The sequence below is a fragment of the Kribbella sp. VKM Ac-2569 genome, from assembly GCF_004216905.1.
Classification (GTDB): Bacteria; Actinomycetota; Actinomycetes; order Propionibacteriales; family Kribbellaceae; genus Kribbella.
In genome coordinates this window covers 159,747-179,160 of the sequence record NZ_SGXJ01000001.1, presented here as the reverse complement: position 1 = coordinate 179,160, position 19,414 = coordinate 159,747, and the positions used below count along the sequence as shown (strand labels likewise).

Here is a 19,414-nt window from a genome sequence, read left to right as displayed (position 1 = left end):
GGGGATGCGGCAGGATGCGGAGACATGAGTGATTTCGCGGCCAGTGCCGTCCCGCTGACCGGTGGGTACGGCGGGCAGACGTTCGCGGTGAGCGCCGGCGACGAGGACGCGGTCATCAAGTTCTACGCGCGGGACCCGGAGCGGGCCGCCGTCGACGCCTCGCTGCTCGAGCTGGTGCGCGGGCTGCTGCCGGTGCCGCGGGTGCTGGATCTCAAGCGCGACGGGTCCTTCGAGGATCCGCCGTACCTGCTGACCGAGCGGCTGCCGGGGATCAACCTGCAGGTCTTCCTCGAGTCGGCGACGGACGAGCAGCGGCGGCGGGTCGGGACGCAGCTGGGGGAGTTGCTGGCGCGGTTGAGCGGGATGCCGTTCCTGCAGTCTGGGATGTTCCGGGGCGGGGAGCTGACGGTCGAGCCGTTCGGGTTCGGCGACCTGGCGGAGTACGTCGCGGGGCTCCGGCTCGGGTTCGACGACCGGCAGCGCGAGGGCTTCGCGGCGGTGGTCGACGAGGCGGAGGACGTACTGGCCGACGGCGTGCACCGGATCTGCCTCGTGCACAGCGACTTCAACCCCAAAAACCTGCTGGTCGACCCGGAGACGGCGCGGATCACCGGGCTGATCGACTGGGAGTTCGCCCACGCAGGTTCGCCGTACGCCGATTTGGGCAACCTGCTCCGCTTCTCGGAGGACCACATCCTGGCCGGGGCGGTGCTGGACGCGCTCCGGGGAATGGCGCTGGGGGAGCGGCTGGTGGACCTGGGCCGGGCGGCCGATCTGTGGGCGCTGCTGGACCTCGCGGAGCGGGCCGCCGAGCACGAGGTCGCGGCGGCCGCGCACCGTCTGGTCTCCCGAATGGCGGACACCGGCACGCTCGCCGGAGGCCGTCCGGACCTGGACGTCGTACATTGAGATCAGTGGCACGTCGGGAGACCTCGGCGGGCGGCCGGTCGGCACCGGGTGCCCCAGGTTGTGCTGTCTTCGTCAAGACCGGTATTCTGTGAGATGCGCTATGGGCCCGCGCGACCTCGGACGGAGCAGGCTCGTGCTCGCAGCAGTCGGTGGTGAATCTGTGCTCTTCAGGCAATCCAGCGGTTTGATGCGATCCAACGGTTCATGACGCGACCGCACAACACCACCAGTCCACGGAGCAACCCACCACATGACGGCCAGCATCGAGGCACCTCTCGACCCCGCAGTACGCACCACCCCGCAGGTAGCGGTCAATGACATCGGGTCGGAGGAAGACTTCCTCGCGGCGATCGATCAGACCATCAAGTACTTCAACGACGGCGACATCGTTGAAGGGACCATCGTCAAGGTCGACCGGGACGAGGTTCTCCTCGACATCGGTTACAAGACCGAAGGCGTGATCCCGTCCCGCGAGCTGTCGATCAAGCACGACGTCGACCCGAACGAGGTCGTCAACGTCGGCGATCACGTCGAGGCCCTGGTTCTCCAGAAGGAGGACAAGGAAGGCCGTCTGATCCTGTCCAAGAAGCGCGCTCAGTACGAGAAGGCGTGGGGCACGATCGAGAAGATCAAGGAAGAGGACGGCGTCGTCACCGGCACCGTCATCGAGGTCGTCAAGGGTGGTCTCATCCTGGACATCGGCCTCCGCGGCTTCCTGCCGGCCTCGCTCGTCGAGATGCGCCGGGTCCGCGACCTCCAGCCGTACGTCGGCCAGGAGATCGAGGCCAAGATCATCGAGCTGGACAAGAACCGCAACAACGTGGTCCTGTCCCGCCGGGCGTGGCTGGAGCAGACGCAGTCCGAGGTGCGGATGAACTTCCTCACCCAGCTGCAGAAGGGCCAGATCCGCAAGGGTGTCGTCTCCTCGATCGTCAACTTCGGTGCGTTCGTGGACCTCGGCGGCGTCGACGGTCTGGTGCACGTCTCGGAGCTGTCCTGGAAGCACATCGACCACCCGACCGAGGTCGTCGAGGTCGGCCAGGAGGTCACCGTCGAGGTGCTGGACGTCGACATGGACCGCGAGCGCGTCTCGCTGTCGCTGAAGGCGACCCAGGAAGACCCGTGGCAGCAGTTCGCCCGGACCCACCAGATGGGCCAGATCGTGCCCGGCAAGGTCACCAAGCTGGTTCCGTTCGGTGCGTTCGTCCGCGTGGAGGAGGGCATCGAGGGTCTGGTGCACATCTCCGAGCTGGCCGAGCGGCACGTCGAGATCCCGGAGCAGGTCGTCCAGGTCAACGACGACGTCATGGTCAAGATCATCGACATCGACCTGGAGCGGCGCCGGATCTCGCTGTCGCTCAAGCAGGCCAACGAGGGTGTGGACCCGGTCTCGGACGACTTCGACCCGACGCTCTACGGCATGACGGCGACGTACGACGACCAGGGCAACTACATCTACCCGGAGGGCTTCGACCCGGAGACGGGCGAGTGGCTCGAGGGCTTCGACGCTCAGCGCGAGGAGTGGGAGCGGCAGTACGCCGAGGCCCACACGCGCTGGGAGGCCCACAAGAAGCAGATCGAGGACGCCAAGACGGCGGACGTCGAGGCCGGCGAGGCGTCGACGTACTCCTCGGCCTCCGGCGGCGGCAGCTCTGCCCCGAAGGACGACGCTCCCGTCGAGGGTGCGCTCGCTTCCGACGAGGCACTGCAGGCGCTCCGCGAGAAGCTGACCGGCCAGGGCTGATCTCCCTGAACCGGTAGTAGCTGGACCCGAGACCCCCGCATCCCCGTACTGGGTGCGGGGGTCTCGCACGTCCACGACGCATTGACACGACGCATTGACCGTCGCAGTGGCGGCTCATAGCGTCGGGGCAAGGCCCGTGATCCGATGCTCCGGGCCTTTCACAAGGGGGGCCCTGTCGTGGCCAGAAAACGCATTGTCCTGTCCCGCGCCAGAATTGCGGTCGGAGCGATTCTGCTGCTCGCGCTGCTCACACCGGCCAACGGAGCCGCGGACGCTGCACCGAGCGGCCCGGCCGCGACCAGTGACAACGCGGTGGTCAGGTGGAACGCCACCGCAGCGACCGCCGCACTGGCGACTCATCTCGCACCGACCGACAATCCGCTGCACGAGTCGCGCATGTACGCGATGATGCACATCGCCATCCACGACGCGCTGAACGCCATTCAACCGCGCTCACAGGCCTATGCGTTCCACGGTCGTGCGCGGGGTGCGTCCCCGGAGGCCGCCGTCGCTGCTGCCGCGAGGACAGCGTTGGTCGGCGCGCTGACGGACCTCACGCCACCGTTCACCGACACGAGCGCCGCTATCACCGGTGTCGAGACGGCCTACACCTCGGAACTGGCAGCGATTCCGGACAGTACGGCGAAGCTGGCCGGTGTCGCCCTCGGCAAGAAGTCGGCGTACACCATCCTCGCCAGGCGTGCGGACGATGGAGCCTCCGAGGTGCCGCTGATCGGCTCCGACTTCCCGCAAGGCGTCAATCCCGGCGAGTACCGGTTCACTCCTGGTACGCCGTTCGCCTTCGCCCCCACGTGGGGAGAGGTGCAACCCTTCGCGCTCCGGTCCGTCGAGCAGTTCCCGGTGGCACCGCCGTTCGCGCTCGACTCGGCCGAGTACGCCGCCGACTACAACGAGGTGAAACGTCTGGGCGGCGACGGCGTGACCACGCCTAGTGCCCGGACCGCCGACGAGACCGAGATGGCCAGGTTCTGGGTGGAGAGCTCGCCGTTGCTGTGGAACCGGCTTGCCCGTCAGTTGGCCACCGGCCGGCACCTGGATCTCTGGCAGAGTGCACGCCTGTTCGGTCTGCTCGATCTGGCCCTGACCGACGGCTACATCGCGACCTTCGCCGTGAAGTACGAGCTGCTGTTCTGGCGGCCGGTGACCGCGATTCAGCTGGGCGCGACGGACGGCAACGACGCCACTGCGCAGGATCCGACCTGGACCCCGCTGGTGACCACACCGCCGGTCCCCGAGCACGACTCCGGCCACAGCGTCGAGGGCGGCGCGGCGGCCGCCGTACTCCGAGGGTTCTTCAAGACCGACCGGATGGACTTCTCGCTGTGCAGCTTCACCGTGTTGCCCGGTAGTACCTGTACCGACGCCAACCCGGTGATGCGTCACTTCACCAGGTTCTCGCAGGCATCTGCCGAGAACGCCCGCTCACGAGTCATGGTCGGGTTCCATTTCAAGCACGCCACGACCGAAGGCGAGGAACACGGAACGAAGATCGGTCAGCTGGTCGTCCGCAACTACCTGCAACCACGCCACTAGCCGGACCGGCCTCCCGCGCCCTTACCGGGTGCGGGAGGCTGCTTGCGGGTGAGCACGCCGTGCTCCTCGGTTGCCTGCCCTCCGATTGTCCGGCCCGGACGGCTCAACTGCTGCCCGAACCGGGTCGGTAGGCTGCGACGGTGCTGAGAGTGGGACTGACTGGCGGGATCGGTGCCGGGAAGAGTGCGGTGTCGTCGCGGCTGGCCGAGCGGGGTGCCGTGGTGATCGACTCCGATGTGCTCGCGCGGGAGGTGGTCGCGCGGGGGACCGACGGTCTCGCGGAGGTCGTCGATGCGTTCGGTCCCGGCGTACTGACGGCCGACGGCGAGCTGGACCGGCCGGCGCTCGGGAAGATCGTGTTCGGCGACGAGACCGCCCGGCGGAAGCTGGAGGCGATCATCCATCCCCGGGTCCGGGCGCGGGCGGCCGAGATCGAGGCCGGTGCGGCGGCGGACGCAATCGTGGTGCACGACATCCCGCTGCTGGTCGAGACCGGTCAGGCCGACCGGTTCGACGTAGTACTGGTGGTCGACGTACCGGTGGAGGTCCAGGTGCAGCGCCTGACCGCGCAGCGTGGAATGACTGACGAGGAAGCGAAACAACGGATCGCCAGCCAGGCGTCGCGGGACGACCGGCTCGCGGCCGCGGACGTCGTGGTCGGCAACTCCGGAAGCCTGGCCGACCTGGATCGCCGCCTGGACGAGGTGTGGGACACACTCGAACACCGCCAAGGCCACGGTCCGGACACGAAAAGGTGACCCTTGCGCGGGAAATGATGCATCCGGGACCGCCTGTACGAGAATCTGTCCCGGTTCGGCCCGAGGCATGCCCCAGGGCCGGACACGGTCGGCGCACCCCGTGCCGGTCCGGACGTCCGACGTTGGGAGGAAGGCGTGGTTTGCCCGCGCTGCAGCTCTGACGTCCCCGAGGTGTCGCACTTCTGCCATCACTGTGGCAACGACATGCGCACCGGGGACTCCGAGCGGAAGAACGCGTACGCCGCCAGGCCCGACGAGGCCGTGGCCTCGTTCAAACTGGTTTCGACGATCATGCCGCAGGGGTCCGGCACACAGCCGTACACCTACAAGGTCGCGCTCGGCATCGCCCTGCTGCTGACCGTGGTGACAGCCGCCCTCGGCGCGCTGCCGGTGGCGATCATGATCGCGGCCTTCGCGATCCCGATCGTCTACATCATCTACTTGTACGACGTGAACCTCTGGGAGGACGAGCCGATCCCGGTGGTCGCCGCGGCCTTCGTGCTGACCGGCGTACTCGCGGCGCTGTTCACCTGGATCTGGTCGGACAAGGTGGGGCTGTCGATCGCCACGATCGGCGAGAACCGCTCCGGGCCGTCCTTGCGGGACCTGCTGATCGTGCTCCTCCTGGTGCCGGTCGTGTCGGAGCTGATCCGGCAGATCGGCCCGCTCTACCTCGCATCGCGGCCGCGGTACGACGACCTGATGGACGGCTTCACCTTCGGTGTGGTCGCCGGTGTCGGCTACGCGTGCTTCGAGACGCTGGTGCTGCACTGGGGCTGGATCAGCGGCGGCTTCGCCGGTCCGGGCAGCAGCGCCGGGACCTGGATCTCGATCGTCGTGCTGCACGGCTTCATCAAGCCGCTGGTGTACGGCTCGGCGACCGGCCTCGCCGGCGCGGAGTTCTCCGGCCTCGGCGAGAAGTACGACGGTTTCACGCCGCGCTGGGTCGGCGGCCTGCTGCAGGCGATGGCGGTGAACGCGCTGTTCCAGGGCGGCATCTACCTGCTCGGCTTCGTCGGCGGTCGCGGCTCGACGATCGGCGCGATCCTCGGCGTCGTCTGGGGTCTGTTGCTGCTCGGCGCGCTGATCATCCGGGTCCGGACCGTGCTCCACAAGGGCCTCCTGGAGGCTGCGCTGGAGTCGGCCGCCCGGGGTGGTTCCAACCACGCGTCCGGCGATCTGGCGTTCTGCTCGCGCTGTGAGATGCCGCTGCTCCCGCACTCGGACTTCTGCTCGGCGTGCGGCAACTCGGTGCGATCCGTACCGAAGTCCGCCCGCGGGGTGACAGCCGCGACGGGCGCCAGTGGGTACGAAGCGACGACTGGGGAGACGCAAGCATGAGCAACCAGCAGCCGCCGTACGGTGGCCAGCCGGGGCAGCAGCCCGGTCAGCAGCCTGGCTACGGGCAGCAGCCCGGGTACGGCCAGCAGCCAGGTCAGCCGCAGCAGCCGGGTCAGCAGCCTGGCTATGGACAGCCGCAGCAGCCGGGGTACGGCCAGCAGCCGCCGTACCCGCAGCAGGGGCAACCGCAGGCGTTTCCTGGCCAGCAGCCGCAGCAGGGCTACCCGGGCCAGCAGCAGGGGTATCCCGGCCAGCAGCAGGGCTTCCCCGGGCAGCAGCCGCAGTACGGCGGCCAGCAGCAGTGGAACCAGCCTCCGCGTAGTGGCGGTGGCGGCAGCGGCAAGACCCTGATGATCGCCGGCGGTGCGTTCGCCGTCGTGGCGATCATCGGCGTCGTGCTCGCCCTGGTCTTCAAGGGCGGCGACGACGAGCAGGCCGACCCGACTCCGACCCCGACGACGTCGCAGCCGACCGGCGAACCCACAGGCGAACCCACGAGCGAACCGACAGGCGAGCCCACCGGTGAGCCGACTGCCGAGCCCACCGGCTCGCCGACCACGGAGCCGACCACGGAGCCGAACGGCGGCGACGAGGGCATCGAGGTCGCCGAGGGCGTCTACGTGAAGCCGCAGACGGGATACATCCGCAAGAGCGTCGACGGGTTCAAGGGCGTCGTCCTGGTCAAGCAGGGCGAGGGTGTCTTCATGGTCCAGGCCGCGAAGGTGTCGGGTGCCAGCGCAGCGGCGCTGCTGCCCCAGGTCCTCAAGACCGACACCAAGAGCCTGTCCTCGGTCAAGACCGGTCAGGTCAAGACGACGACACCGGGTCCGGAAGACAAGACCCCGGTCAAGACCCTGCTCACCCAGTCGTACTCCGGTATGCAGAGCAGCCAGAGCGGCAGCCTCGCGGTCGTCGGGTTCGTCGCCGTGGTGGAGCGGGAGGACGGGGTGTTCACCGTCGCCAGGGCGTACGGGCGCAAGGACAAGCTCTCGACGCTCGACCCGGACACCACGGCCATGCTGAAGTCGGTGCTGCAGAGTCAGTGAGCGGAAAGCGAGACAAGGGGACCGGCGGTAACCCCTGGGTCAACCAGACCGGACCGGACCCGGACGAGACCGACGAGCCGGAGGACCAGCTCCCGCCGTCGCCGTGGGACCTCGAGGTGACGCCACCGCCGTCGCCCTGGGGTGACGGCGGCGCGCCCGGACCGGGTCCTGGACCCGGCCCGGGGTCTGGTCCTGGGTCCGGTCCTGGATCTGGTTCTGGTCCGGCGACGCAGACCTCGTCGGCGTGGGGCGACAAGGTCGGTCCGCCGTCGTTGCGCCGCCCGCCGCCGGAGAAGAAGGGTTTCTCCGTCCCGCCGCTGCTGATCCCGATCGGCGCCGGCCTGCTCGTGGTCGCGCTGGTCGCGGTCGTGCTGGTGGCGCTGTCCGGCGGTGACAAGAAGGCCGACCCGGGCCAGTCGCCGAGCCCGCCGGCCGGTACGCCGACCGCGCCGGCATCGTCGTACCAGCCGCCGCCGAACGCGCTCCCGGTCGGGTTCGGCGTCTCGCTCGTCCCGGCCCAGGGCTGGGCCGCGGTCACCTGGGAGAAGCTCGGCAAACAGGTCGCGATCTACCCGCCGGGCATCACGCCAGGCCCGAACGCCGAGGCGAGGGCGTTCTTCTGGGTCCGGCAGAAGCAGAACGTGACCGCGAACGCCTACCTGCTCGGGATCGTCGAGGGCGAGACCGAGAACGAGGTCGCGCAGCTCGGCAACGTACGGAACCTGCCGTGCCCGAAGGACGTCTTGGTGGAGTGCGTCGCGATCGACTACACCTCCACAGCCAAGATGAACGGCGAGGACGTCAAGGTGAAGGGCTCCGTCGAGGTGTACCGGCGCAAGGACAACGTGGTCACCGCGCTGGACTTCCGGACCCGGGTCGACTTCGCCCAGAAGGCCGACGCGGACGCCGCGATCATGAAGAAGTCCGTGATCGACAGTCTGTGACGGATCCCCAGAACTACCGCGAGGAACAACTATGAGTCAGCAGTACGGTCCACCGCCGGGCCCGCCGCCGGCACCCGCTCCCGGCGGTTGGGGCACCGGGCCGCAGCAGGGTCAGCAGCAGGGACCGCCCGCGCAACCCGGCGGCGCCGCCGGTGGTGGCTTCGGCGGCGGCTGGGGTCCGGGTCCGGGTCGGCCGAGCCATCCGCAGAAGTCGAACCGGACGCCGTGGATCATCATGGCCGGCGCGATCGTGGCGGTGCTGCTGGTCGCGGTCGGCGTCGTGCTGATGGTGAACGGCAAGGACGACAAGCCGTCCACGCAGTCGTCGCCGGAGCCGACCGGCCGCACGATGTACACGCCGTCTCCGACGCCGACCCCGAACGACTCCAAGGGCCCGAACGACGTCGGGGTCCAGGTCGGCTGGGGAATCTGGTTCACGCCGTCCAAGGGCTGGCTGCCGGACTGGGACAAGTCCAGGAGCGGGAAGAACTACATCCTGCAGCAGTTCAACGCGCGCGGGCTGATCGACGGGTACTACTGGGTCCGTCAGACCGAGTTGTACGACGCGAAGGGCTTCGCCGAGCACCTGGTCGACATCGAGTCGAACGGCATGGAGGGCGTCCGGATCGGCAAGGGCACCACCTGCAAGCCGGCGAATCCGAACATCAAGGCCTGCTACGCGGTGTTCTACACCGGCAACTGGGTCGCGAAGAACGGCAAGAAGGTCGCGATGCAGGGCTTCGTGACCGCCTACCAGGATCAGTTCGACCGCACCACCGCCACCGACGCGGCCCTTGAGACCCGCGTCTACACGCGCCGCGTCAACGAGCTGATCTACATGAACAACAGCGTGGTCAAAAGCTTCTGACCTGCGGTTCTTAGAAACTGTCGGCGCGGGACCGTACGGTGGAGGGCATGAGACAGGTCTCGGATCTCCAGCGTATGGTCGCCCCGCTGAAGGTGGTGTCGGACTTCGATCCGGCGGGTGACCAGCCGGCCGCGATCGCGGACCTCGAGCGGCGGATCAACGCCGGCGAGCAGGACGTGGTGCTGCTGGGCGCCACCGGTACGGGTAAGACCGCGACGATCGCCTGGCTGGCCGAGAAGGTCCAGCGCCCGATGCTGATCCTGCAGCCGAACAAGACGCTCGCCGCCCAGTTCGCGAACGAGTTGCGGCAGTTCTTCCCCGCCAACGCCGTCGAGTACTTCGTGTCGTACTACGACTACTACCAGCCCGAGGCGTATGTCCCGCAGACGGACACCTACATCGAGAAGGACTCCTCGATCAACGAGGAGGTCGAGCGGCTGCGGCACTCCGCGACCTGGTCGCTGCTGACCCGCCGTGACGTGATCGTGGTCGCGACCGTCTCCTGTATCTACGGCCTGGGCTCCGCCGACGAGTACCTGAACCGCATGATCCATGTGAAGGTCGGCACCGAGATGGACCGCGACGGCCTGCTCCGCAAGCTGGTCGGCGTGCAGTATGCGCGCAACGACCTGGCCGGGACCCGCGGCACGTTCCGGGTCCGCGGCGACACGCTCGAGGTCTTCCCGGTGTACCAGGAGCTCGCCGTCCGGGTGGAGTTCTTCGGTGACGAGATCGAGCGGGTGATGACGCTGCACCCGCTGACCGGTGAGGTGATCAGCGAGGAGGACGAGGTCTACATCGGTGCCGCCACGCACTACGTGACCGCGCCGGAGCGGATGGAGCGTGCGATCACCTCGATCGAGGCCGAGCTGGAGGAGCGGCTGGCCGAGCTCGAGCGCGGCGGGCAGCTGCTGGAGGCGCAGCGGCTCCGGATGCGTACGACGTACGACATCGAGATGATGCGGCAGATCGGGACGTGTTCCGGGATCGAGAACTACTCGCGGCACACCGACGGGCGCGAGGCCGGTACGGCGCCGCACTGTCTGCTGGACTACTTCCCCGAGGACTTCGTGCTGGTCATCGACGAGTCGCACGTGACCGTCCCGCAGATCGGCGGGATGTACGAAGGGGACATGTCCCGGAAGCGGACCCTGGTCGAGCACGGCTTCCGGCTGCCGTCGGCGATGGACAACCGGCCGCTGCGCTGGGAGGAGTTCCTGGAGCGGATCGGCCAGACCGTGTACCTGTCCGCGACCCCGGGGCAGTACGAGCAGGACAAGTCCGACGGGTACGTCGAGCAGCTCATCCGGCCGACCGGTCTGGTCGACCCCGAGGTGATCGTGAAGCCGACCAAGGGCCAGATCGACGACCTGATCCACGAGATCCGGCTCCGGGTCGAGCGCGACGAGCGGGTCCTGGTCACCACGCTCACCAAGAAGATGTCCGAGGACCTGACCGATTACCTGCTCGAGATGGGGATCCGGACCAGGTATCTGCACAGCGAGGTCGACACGCTCCGCCGGGTCGAGCTGCTGCGCGAGCTGCGGATGGGGGAGTACGACGTCCTCGTCGGGATCAACCTGCTCCGTGAGGGTCTGGACCTGCCCGAGGTGTCGCTGGTCGCGATCCTGGACGCCGACAAGGAAGGCTTCCTGCGGTCGGGCCGTTCGCTGATCCAGACGATCGGCCGCGCCGCCCGAAACGTCTCCGGCCAGGTGTTCATGTACGCGGACAAGATCACCCCGTCGATGGAGCAGGCGATCGACGAGACCAACCGGCGGCGCGCGAAACAGATCGCGTACAACGTGGAGCAGGGGGTCGACCCGCAGCCGCTGCGGAAGAAGATCGCCGACATCACCGACATGCTGGCCCGCGAGGACGCGGATACTGCCGAGCTGCTCGGCTCCGGCCGCACCCAGTCGCGCGGCAAGGCGCCGGTCCCGGGTGGAGGCAAGGCGAAGGCCGGCGAGAAGGCGAAGGAACTGGCCGGCGGGCTCCCGTCGTCCGACCTGGCCGACCTGATCCAGCAGCTGACCGACCAGATGCACAACGCCGCCGCCGAGCTCCAGTTCGAGGTCGCCGCCCGCTACCGCGACGAGATCTCCGAACTGAAGAAGGAGCTCCGCCAGATGACCAACGCCGGCGCGAAATAGCTCTCAGTACGCCGGGGCTGCTGGTCAGCTCCGGCGTACGACGGTGTTGCGCGGCGACTCGTCCACGGTCAGGGTGAAGATGTCCGGCCGGGCGTAATGACCGACCGAGTCGAAGTCGAAGTACCCGCGATCGAGCTCGGCGAGGTCGACCTCCGCGAGCAGGATGCCCTCGCCGTCGCGCAGCGGTCCGGCGAGGATCTCGCCCAGCGGCGAGATGATCGTGCTGCCGCCGTTGATCAGCACGGTGCCGTCCTGGGTCAGGTACTGGTTCGCGCTGATCACGAAGCAGCGGCCTTCGAGCGCGATGTGCCGCATGGTCGCTTGCCACTGCTCACGGTCGTCGACCGTCGGCGCGCACCAGATCTGCACGCCCTTGGCGTACATGGACTGCCGGAAGAGCGGCATGTAGTTCTCCCAGCAGATCGCGGCGCCCAGCACCCCGACGTCCGTCCGGACCGCGGGCATTGTCGAGCCGTCGCCCTGACCCCACAGGTATCGCTCGGCCGCAGTCGGCATCAACTTGCGGTGGTGGGCGACCAGCCCGTCGCGCGGTTCGATGAACACTGCCGTGCAGTACAGCGTCCCGCCGTCCCGTTCGATCACACCGGCGACGAGGTGTACGTCGAGCTCCGTCGCGAGCTCGGCCAGCCGCGCGATCTCCGGCCCGTCCAGTTCGACGGCGGCCTCCCGGTACCGGCGGAACAGGTCGCGACCTTCCGGCGAGCGTGATCCGACGGTGATCCCGAAGTCGTACCCCTTCGGATAGCCGCCCAGAAACGCCTCCGGCAACACCACCAGCCGCGCCCCACTCGACGCCGCCTCGCGGATCCACCGCTCAGCCTTCACCACGGTCGCAGGCGTGTCGAACAGCACGGCCCCAGCCTGCACAGCAGCCACCACAACAGAACCCATGCCGAGCAGCGTAGTTCTGTCCACCCCGCGGTCTAGTCTGCCTGTCAGGGTCGGTTGGGCAGGAGGGACGAGATGGGGCAGCTGAGTGACGGGGACGTACTCGAGTACTGCTTGGGGAAGGCGGGGGCTTGGCAGGATGAGCCGTGGGACGGGGACGTGGTGGCGAAGGTGGGGCCGAAGATCTTCGCGTTTCTCGGGGGTGGTTCGGTGGGGTTGAAGTGCGGGGCGAATCGGGAGGAAGCCGACGAGCTGGTGGATACGTACCCTGACGACGTCAGCAAGATGGCGTACATCGGGCGCGCGGGGTGGAACACGGTGCGGCTCGGGGGAGCGGTGCCGGACGACGAGGTGCTGGAGCTGATCGACGCGTCGTACGAGACCGTGGTGGGGAAGCTGCCGAAGCGGCAACGACCGACGGCCGGCGATTGATCGGCTGCCAATAGGTTACGGGCTGCGACTATTCCCTGACGGGCCTGTGATGATTTCGACAGGCGGACACGGCGTCCTGGATTTGGAGTCTTGGACACCGAGCCGTCAGAATGGTCCTTGAGAAGGGGAGTATTCCTTTTGCGGCGGCATCGTCATCACGGTCAGGGCTCGTCCCGAACCCGGTGCCCTCGGCGTCACTCTGAGTGACGCGGAAGAGACCTTCGGAGTCGATTTTTCGTCTGAGCTCCGGAGGATTCTATGCACGTTGCTGACTATGTCTGGTACATCACCGTCGGCCTGCTGCTGGCGCTGCTGGCCTTCGACGTCTTCGTCATCGGCCGCCGCCCGCACGAGCCGAGCACCCGCGAATCGGCCACCGCGATCGCGTTCTACGTCGGACTCGCGGTCGTCTTCGGTCTCGGGGTCTGGTGGTTCTCCGGCGGGCAGTACGCCGGGGAGTTCTTCGCCGGCTGGCTCACCGAGTACAGCCTGAGCGTCGACAACCTGTTCATCTTCTTGATCATCATGTCCAGGTTCGGCGTACCGAGGAAGTACCAGCAAACAGCGCTGCTGGTCGGCATCATCCTGGCGCTGGTGTTCCGCGGCATCTTCATCGCGGTCGGCGCGGCCGCGATCAACCAGTTCTCGTGGATCTTCTACATCTTCGGCGCGTTCCTGGTCTACACCGCGATCCACCTCGCGAAGCAGGGCGAGAACGACGACGATGACTACAAGGAGAACGCGGTCATCCGGTTCGCGAAGCGGCGGCTGAACGCCACCGACGAGTACAACGGCGTCAAGCTGACGCTGAAGAAGAACGGTCGGCGGTTCGTCACCCCGATGGCGATCGTGATCATCGCGCTCGGCACCACCGACCTGCTGTTCGCGCTCGACTCGATCCCGGCGATCTACGGCCTGACGCAGGAGCCGTTCCTGGTCTTCACCGCGAACGTGTTCGCGCTGATGGGCCTGCGGCAGCTGTACTTCCTGCTCGGTGACCTGCTCCGCCGCCTGGTGTACCTGTCGCTCGGCCTGTCGGTGGTGCTCGCGTTCATCGGCGTGAAGCTGGTGCTGCACGCGATGCACGTGAACGAGCTGCCGTTCATCAACGGCGGTCACCACATCGAGTGGGCCCCGGAGATCCCGATCTGGTTCTCGCTCGGCTTCATCATCGTGACGCTGGGCATCACCACGATCCTGAGCCTGCGCAAGTCCCGCACGATGAAGGCGGACGAGCCGGTCGACCAGGTCGAGCCCTCGGAGCCGGAGCTGAACCACAAGGAGTCCTGAACACAACAGATCGCCCCGGACCGCACAGTCGCGGTCCGGGGCGATTTGTCTGTTCAGAAGCGCGCGGCAGTGACCAGCGTCGCCCGGCGGTCGTCGGTGAGCGCCTCGTTCTCCAGCCGCTTGCCGGTCTCGGACGCGTGCAGCATCCCCGCCGGGGACACGAACCCGACGTGGTGCACCAGCTTCCCGGCCCGCGCGAAGAAGTACAGGTCGCCCGGCCGCGCGTCGTCGATCGGGATGTTCGGCAGCGTGTCCGCCTGGTCGTGCGCGTCCCGGGGCGTCCGCAGCCCGAGCACCCGGCTGACGGTGTGGATCAGCCCGGAGCAGTCCAGCCCGTACGCCGACGTACCGCCCCACAGGTACTCCAGCCCGAGGAACTGCTCGCCGAGACGCAGCCGCTCGTCGGCATCGGACGGCTCGGACACGGACCGCAGTACGGCGTCCGGAAGCCAGCCCGATCCGCTGTCGGGTGTCGCCACCCGCGTGTGCCCGTCGGCGTGCTCGTCGGAGGCCAGCACCGTCCCGAACGACAGCTCCGCTACTGGCCGGCCACCAGGCTCGGCGAGCAACGAGGCCGCCGGTACAGCGATTGCGACCGGATCCGACGCGCTCTGCGGCAGCTCCCCCAGGTGACTCGACGGGACCCAGCCCGGGTACCCGAGCTCGTCCTGGGACGACGGCTGCCACGGCGCGAGCACCTCGGACCAGCCGTCTCGCTCCGAGCGCACCAGGACGGGCTCGGCGAACAGCAGCTGGGTCAGGGTCCGGCCGTGCAGGCCGAGCCGGGTCTCGGTGTCCATCGACTTGGCCCACGCGGCCACGTCGGGTTGTGCGGCGGTGGCCGGCGCGTCGATGTCGCGCGGCGCGTCCGGTGAAGTCCAGACCGTACTGATCGGGACCTTGGCGGCGGCTAACTTCATACGGTCAAGCCTGTCACGCCCAGTCCCGGAGCAGAAGGCAGGTGGATCAGCGAGCCGTCGTACCGGATCCCGCCGGTCACGGGCGCCTCGCGGAGCCACCAGGCGGCGTCCAGGTCGTTGACCGCCGTCGTCGGGTACGCCGAGACCAGTGCGGCCGCCGCGCCGACGCCGACGTGGCTCTCCATCATGCAGCCGACGATCGCGCCGAGGCCGTGCTCGCGGGCGAGTTCGAGGAGCGTCCGCGCCGGCGCCAGCCCGCCGCACTTCGCGAGCTTCACGTTCACCAGGTCGGCCGCGCCGTGCCGGATCACCGCCACCAGATCGCGGACGCCGTACACGGACTCGTCGGCGAGAATCGGCGTACCGACCCGGTCGGTCACCCAGGCCATGCCATCGAGGTCGGCCGCGGCGACCGGCTGCTCGACGAGCTCGATCGCGCAGCCGGCGTCCTCGAGCGCGCGGATCACCGTCACCGCGTCGCGACGCGTCCAGCCCTGGTTGGCGTCCAGGCGCAGCCGCGGCGCGGGCCCGATCGCGTCCCGGACCCGGCGGACGCGTTCGATGTCGCCGGCCGCGTCGGTGCCGACCTTGATCTTGAGTACGTCGAACCCGTCCGCAACCCGTGCCTTCCCGGCGTCGGCCAACGCGTCCGCGTCGCCGACCGACAGCGTCACGTCCGTCCGGACCACGTCGGTCGTCGACCCGAGGAACCCGTGCAACGTCTGCTCGCGCCGCCGCGCCGCGAGGTCATGCAGCGCCACGTCGACGGCGTCCTTCGCCCCGAAGTTGCCGACCGCCGCGCCCTGCACGCGACGCAGCGCCTCGGTGAGATCGTCCGGGCCGAGGCCGTCGAGCGCAGTGGTGATCGGGCCTTCGATACAAGCCTGCGAGCCGGCGAGCGAGTCACCGGTCACCTTCCAGACCTGCGGCGCCTCGCCCCAGCCGCTGTGCTCGCCGTCGCTCACCTCGACCAGGAGCGACTCGACGTGGGTCGCCGTACGCAGCGCGGTGACGAACGGGGTGTGCAGCGGTGCCGAGACCAAGTGGGTGGTGAGCTTCACCGCACTGCCTCCAGGTTGTGCCGGTGGTTCCAGGCCTCGAGCGCGATCGACGCGATCAGCTGCTGCGCCTCGGTGTCCGGCAGGTCGGACGTCGTACACACGACGAGCACGAACGGGTCGGCGTCCTTCGGGCGGACGATGCCGCCGTCGTGCCGGATCCGGGTGTCCCAGCCGTTCTTGTGTTCGACGCGGGTCCCTTTCGGCAGCAGCGCGGGGATCTCGCCGTTCCACTGGTTGGCGGCCAGCAGTTCGCGCAGGTACTCGCCGTACTCGCCCTGCTGGTTGCCTACCGCGACGAGGACGCCGGCGAGGCCGGCCGGGCTCATCAGGTTGCTGATCCCGGCGCGGGCCGCGGGGACGTCGTCGATGCCGCGCTGGATTCTGGACTCCGGCGCGGGCGAGCTGGGCAGCGTCGCGTCGGCCAGGGCGGCATGAGCGGCCGCGATCCCGACCTGCTCGAGCACCAGGTCGGTCGCCAGGTTGCTGGACCGGGTGATCATCTCCGTCGCCAGCCAGTTGAGCGGCGCCTTCTTGCCGAGCTGTTTCCAGGTCTTCGGCGCCTCGTCCTCGTCCGGGTTCACGCCGAACCGGCCGCCTGCCGCGGACTCGAAGTCGTTGTGCACGGCCACCGGCTGGAACAGCGCCAGTTCACCCGCCTCGACCTTGTGCATCATCGCCATCGCCACCGGCAGCTTCATCGTGCTCGCGGAGTAATGCGTCCGCTCTGCCTCGTGCACGAACACCGGCGTACCGTCCAACCGGCCCAGCCAGACCCCGAACTCACCGGCCCCGTCGACCTGCCGCAGCAGCTCCGCGATTCCCATGCCGCTCACCCAATCACAGCCTGGGACCTGGCAGACTGCCGAGGGTGTCACGGGCAATCGGTCTTCTCATCGGCTTCGCCGCCGACCGGCTCGTCGGCGATCCCCGCCGCTTCCACCCGGTCGCCGGCTTCGGCCAGACCGCCACCCGTCTCGAGAAGCGCCTGTACGCCGATTCGCGCCTCAACGGCACCGTCCACACCGCCGTTCTCGTCGGCGGCACAACGGTTCTGGGCCTCGCAGCCGAGCGGCTCACCCGTCGGCATTCGATCCTCCACACCGCAGTCACCGCGGCCGCGACGTGGACCGTTCTCGGCGCCCGCAGCCTCGACCGCGAGGCCGAAACGATGGCCGCCTTGCTGGAGGAGAAGGACATCCCGGCGGCCCGCGACCGGCTCAGCCATCTGTGTGCTCGCGACGCGACCGACCTCGAGGCCGACGAGCTGGCCCGTGCGACGGTCGAGTCGATCGCCGAGAACACGTCGGACGCGTGCGTCGCGCCACTGCTCTGGGGCGGGGTCCTCGGCGTCCCAGGTCTGCTCGCGTACCGCGCGGCGAACACGCTCGATGCGATGGTCGGCTACAAGTCGCCGAAGTACCTGAACTTCGGGTGGGCGTCTGCGCGGTTGGACGACGTACTGAACCTGTTGCCGGCGCGGGTGTGCGCGTTGCTGACCGGACTCGCGGTAGGTCGGGTGCAGGAGACGACGCGGGTCTGGCGGCGGGATGCGCCGAAGCATCCGAGTCCGAACGCCGGGCCGGTCGAGGCCGCGTTCGCTGGGGCGCTCGGGCTGACCCTCGGCGGGACGAACAGCTACGGGACCTACGCGGAGGATCGCGGCACGCTGGGCGACGGTCCGGCGCCGACGGTCGCCGATGTCCGGCGTACGGCGGCACTCGCACGGCGGGTCGGGATGGCAGCGACCGGCGTCGCGGCGATCGTCGCAGTGTTATCGAGGGGGAAGCCATGGGGCTGAGTCATCGGCCGATGCGGATCGCGTTGATCCGGCACGGCGAGTCCGAGGCGAACCTGGACAAGACGATCTACGAACGCACCCCCGACCACGCGGTCCCGCTGACGGCGCTCGGACACGAACAGGCGGCCAAGGCGGGGCGGGAGCTGCGGGAGCTGTTCGAGAACGAGCCGGTCCGCGCGTACGTGTCGCCGTACCTGCGGGCCCGTCAGACGCTGGACTCGCTCGGGCTGGACGACCTGATCGGCGTACCGCGGGAAGAGCCGCGGCTACGGGAGCAGGACTGGGCCAACCTCCAGGACACCGCGGACATCGAGCGGCAGGAGCAGTTGCGCGACTCGTTCGGGCACTTCTTCTACCGGTTCACGCATGGCGAGTCGGGTTCGGACGTGTACGACCGGGTGTCGACGTTCCTGGAGACCATGCACCGCGACTTCGAGAAACCGGATGCGCCACGCAACGTGCTGCTCGTGTCGCATGGACTCACGATGCGGCTGTTCTGCATGCGCTGGTTCCACTGGTCGGTACGGTTCTTCGAGTCGCTGCGGAACCCGGCCAACGCGGAAACCCGAGTTCTGATGCGGCAACCGGACTTCCGCTACAAGCTGGACCGCCCGTTCGACCAGTGGACACCCTACGAACCAACAGAACGCGAACGGTCGGCCTGGTTGTAGGGTCCTGGGCGAGGGCTACTCGACGGGAGTGATCGCATGGTGGTGGACCAGATCCGCGCGGCAACCCAGGACCTGCTGGCCGCGCTGACGCCGGAGCAGCTGAAGAAGATCACGGCGCCGTTCAACACACCCGATCACCAGACCTGGACCTACCTGCCCGGTGCTGTTCCGGGCCTGGCGCTGACCGAGCTGTCGGCGGCGCAGGAGGCCCTCGTCGTCCGCCTGCTCGAGCTCGTCTACAGCAAGCGCGGTCTGGCCGATTTCCGCGCCGTGATGGCGGCCGAGATCATCGTCCGCGGTCTCGGCGACCCGATGGAGGTCGCGGAGATCGGGGGATGGACGGGCTCGACGGTCGGCGACCGCTACTACCTCCGCGTGCTCGGCGACCCCGCCGGGACCGAGCCGTGGGCCTGGCGGCTCAACGGTCACCATCTGGCACTGCACGTGACGCTGGTGGACGGGGCGATCTCGTTCACCCCGCAGTTCTTCGGGTCGAATCCGGCGGAGGTCCTGTCCGGGCCGCACGCCGGGCGGCGGTTCCTGGTGGCCGAGCAGGACCTCGGCTTCCAACTCCTGCACGCGCTCGAGCCGGCTCAGCTCGACGTTGCACTGGTCTCGGACGCCGCGCCCGACGACATCCTCACCCGCCACGACCCGGTCGCCGACGCGTCGCTCCTGCACCGCGGCCTGGCGTACGGCGACATGACCGAGGACCAGCGCCAGCTCCTGAGCCTTCTCATCGGTCAGTACGTCGGCCGCGCCGCCGGGCCGATCGGGTTGCAGACATGGCGGGACATCACCGAGCAGGGGATCGAGCGTCTGACGTTCGCCTGGGCCGGCGAGACCCAGCAGGGCGTCGGTCACCGCCACTACTACTCGATCGCCGGCCCCACCTTCCTCGCCGAGTACGACAACACCCAGGACAACGCCAATCACATCCATTCGGTCTGGCGAGACCTCCGCAACGACTGGGCCACCGACCTCCTGGCAGCCCACTACGCGATGCACCGCTGAGT

General features: G+C 68.5%; 18 protein-coding genes. 14 read left to right on the top strand and 4 right to left on the bottom strand.

All coding sequences use genetic code 11. The features are described from left to right. Positions 1–24: 24 nt before the first annotated feature. The 9 genes from EV649_RS00820 (at position 25) to uvrB (ending at position 11,317) form a co-directional block, all read left to right on the top strand. Positions 25–909 (top strand): phosphotransferase, encoded by an 885-nt coding sequence (locus tag EV649_RS00820; RefSeq protein WP_130379476.1) that lies wholly within the window; start codon positions 25–27, stop codon positions 907–909. Positions 910–1,159: 250 nt separating this feature from the next. Further along, the gene (rpsA, locus tag EV649_RS00815) at positions 1,160–2,653 is read left to right on the top strand and encodes a 30S ribosomal protein S1 (RefSeq protein ID WP_130379474.1); all 1,494 of its coding nucleotides are present in this window, start codon (positions 1,160–1,162) and stop codon (positions 2,651–2,653) included. A 177-nt stretch (positions 2,654–2,830) separates the two neighbouring features. After that, the gene (locus EV649_RS00810) at positions 2,831–4,207 is read left to right on the top strand and encodes a vanadium-dependent haloperoxidase (RefSeq protein ID WP_130379472.1); all 1,377 of its coding nucleotides are present in this window, start codon (positions 2,831–2,833) and stop codon (positions 4,205–4,207) included. 140 nt (positions 4,208–4,347) lie between these two features. After that, positions 4,348–4,965, top strand: coding sequence for a dephospho-CoA kinase (coaE, locus tag EV649_RS00805; protein WP_130379470.1), 618 nt, complete (start codon positions 4,348–4,350; stop codon positions 4,963–4,965). A gap of 204 nt (positions 4,966–5,169) precedes the next feature. Continuing rightward, entirely contained in the window at positions 5,170–6,306 is a 1,137-nt protein-coding gene (locus tag EV649_RS00800; protein WP_241997632.1) for a PrsW family glutamic-type intramembrane protease, read from the top strand. Further along, a complete protein-coding gene (locus tag EV649_RS00795) occupies positions 6,303–7,352 on the top strand; it encodes a PT domain-containing protein (protein ID WP_130379466.1) in 1,050 nt (349 codons plus the stop codon). The genes EV649_RS00800 and EV649_RS00795 overlap by 4 nt, the downstream gene beginning before the upstream one ends. Next, a complete protein-coding gene (locus EV649_RS00790; protein ID WP_130379464.1) occupies positions 7,349–8,296 on the top strand; it encodes a hypothetical protein in 948 nt (315 codons plus the stop codon). Before EV649_RS00795 ends, EV649_RS00790 begins: the two co-directional genes overlap by 4 nt. Positions 8,297–8,327: 31 nt before the next feature. After that, positions 8,328–9,164, top strand: coding sequence for a hypothetical protein (locus tag EV649_RS00785; protein ID WP_130379462.1), 837 nt, complete (start codon positions 8,328–8,330; stop codon positions 9,162–9,164). A gap of 47 nt (positions 9,165–9,211) precedes the next feature. Next, positions 9,212–11,317 (top strand): excinuclease ABC subunit UvrB, encoded by a 2,106-nt coding sequence (uvrB, locus tag EV649_RS00780; RefSeq protein WP_130379460.1) that lies wholly within the window; start codon positions 9,212–9,214, stop codon positions 11,315–11,317. 24 nt (positions 11,318–11,341) lie between these two features. Here uvrB and EV649_RS00775 read toward each other — a convergent pair whose 3' ends face one another. Then, positions 11,342–12,229 carry a carbon-nitrogen hydrolase family protein gene (locus EV649_RS00775; RefSeq protein WP_130379458.1) on the bottom strand — a complete coding sequence of 296 codons (888 nt, stop codon included), beginning with the start codon at positions 12,227–12,229 and terminating at the stop codon, positions 11,342–11,344. Positions 12,230–12,301: 72 nt separating this feature from the next. On the opposite strand from EV649_RS00775, the gene EV649_RS00770 reads away from it, so the two are divergent. Both EV649_RS00770 and EV649_RS00765 read left to right on the top strand, forming a co-directional pair. Beyond that, entirely contained in the window at positions 12,302–12,658 is a 357-nt protein-coding gene (locus EV649_RS00770) for an MmcQ/YjbR family DNA-binding protein (protein WP_198682251.1), read from the top strand. Between the two features lie 258 nt (positions 12,659–12,916). After that, positions 12,917–13,948: a TerC family protein gene (locus EV649_RS00765; RefSeq protein ID WP_130379456.1), complete on the top strand. Its 1,032-nt coding sequence runs from the start codon at positions 12,917–12,919 to the stop codon at positions 13,946–13,948. Positions 13,949–14,001: 53 nt separating this feature from the next. Here the strand turns inward: EV649_RS00765 and EV649_RS00760 are convergent, their stop codons facing one another. Genes EV649_RS00760 through EV649_RS00750 form a run of 3 tightly spaced genes read right to left on the bottom strand, consistent with a single transcriptional unit; the run spans position 14,002 to position 16,753 of the window. After that, a complete protein-coding gene (locus EV649_RS00760; RefSeq protein WP_130379454.1) occupies positions 14,002–14,868 on the bottom strand; it encodes an NlpC/P60 family protein in 867 nt (288 codons plus the stop codon). After that, on the bottom strand, positions 14,865–15,929 hold the full coding sequence (locus EV649_RS00755; protein ID WP_130379452.1) for a dipeptide epimerase: 1,065 nt from the start codon (positions 15,927–15,929) through the stop codon (positions 14,865–14,867). The genes EV649_RS00760 and EV649_RS00755 overlap by 4 nt, the downstream gene beginning before the upstream one ends. Continuing rightward, positions 15,926–16,753, bottom strand: coding sequence for a serine hydrolase (locus EV649_RS00750; RefSeq protein ID WP_130379450.1), 828 nt, complete (start codon positions 16,751–16,753; stop codon positions 15,926–15,928). Before EV649_RS00750 ends, EV649_RS00755 begins: the two co-directional genes overlap by 4 nt. Before the next feature lie 44 nt (positions 16,754–16,797). Between EV649_RS00750 and EV649_RS00745 the strand changes: the two genes are divergently transcribed. Genes EV649_RS00745 through EV649_RS00735 form a run of 3 tightly spaced genes read left to right on the top strand, consistent with a single transcriptional unit; the run spans position 16,798 to position 19,412 of the window. Beyond that, positions 16,798–17,727: a cobalamin biosynthesis protein gene (locus EV649_RS00745; protein ID WP_198682250.1), complete on the top strand. Its 930-nt coding sequence runs from the start codon at positions 16,798–16,800 to the stop codon at positions 17,725–17,727. Further along, positions 17,718–18,398, top strand: coding sequence for a phosphoglycerate mutase family protein (locus EV649_RS00740; RefSeq protein ID WP_130379446.1), 681 nt, complete (start codon positions 17,718–17,720; stop codon positions 18,396–18,398). The genes EV649_RS00745 and EV649_RS00740 overlap by 10 nt, the downstream gene beginning before the upstream one ends. 36 nt (positions 18,399–18,434) lie before the next feature. Further along, a complete protein-coding gene (locus EV649_RS00735; RefSeq protein ID WP_130379444.1) occupies positions 18,435–19,412 on the top strand; it encodes a DUF3500 domain-containing protein in 978 nt (325 codons plus the stop codon). Positions 19,413–19,414 lie beyond the last annotated feature (2 nt).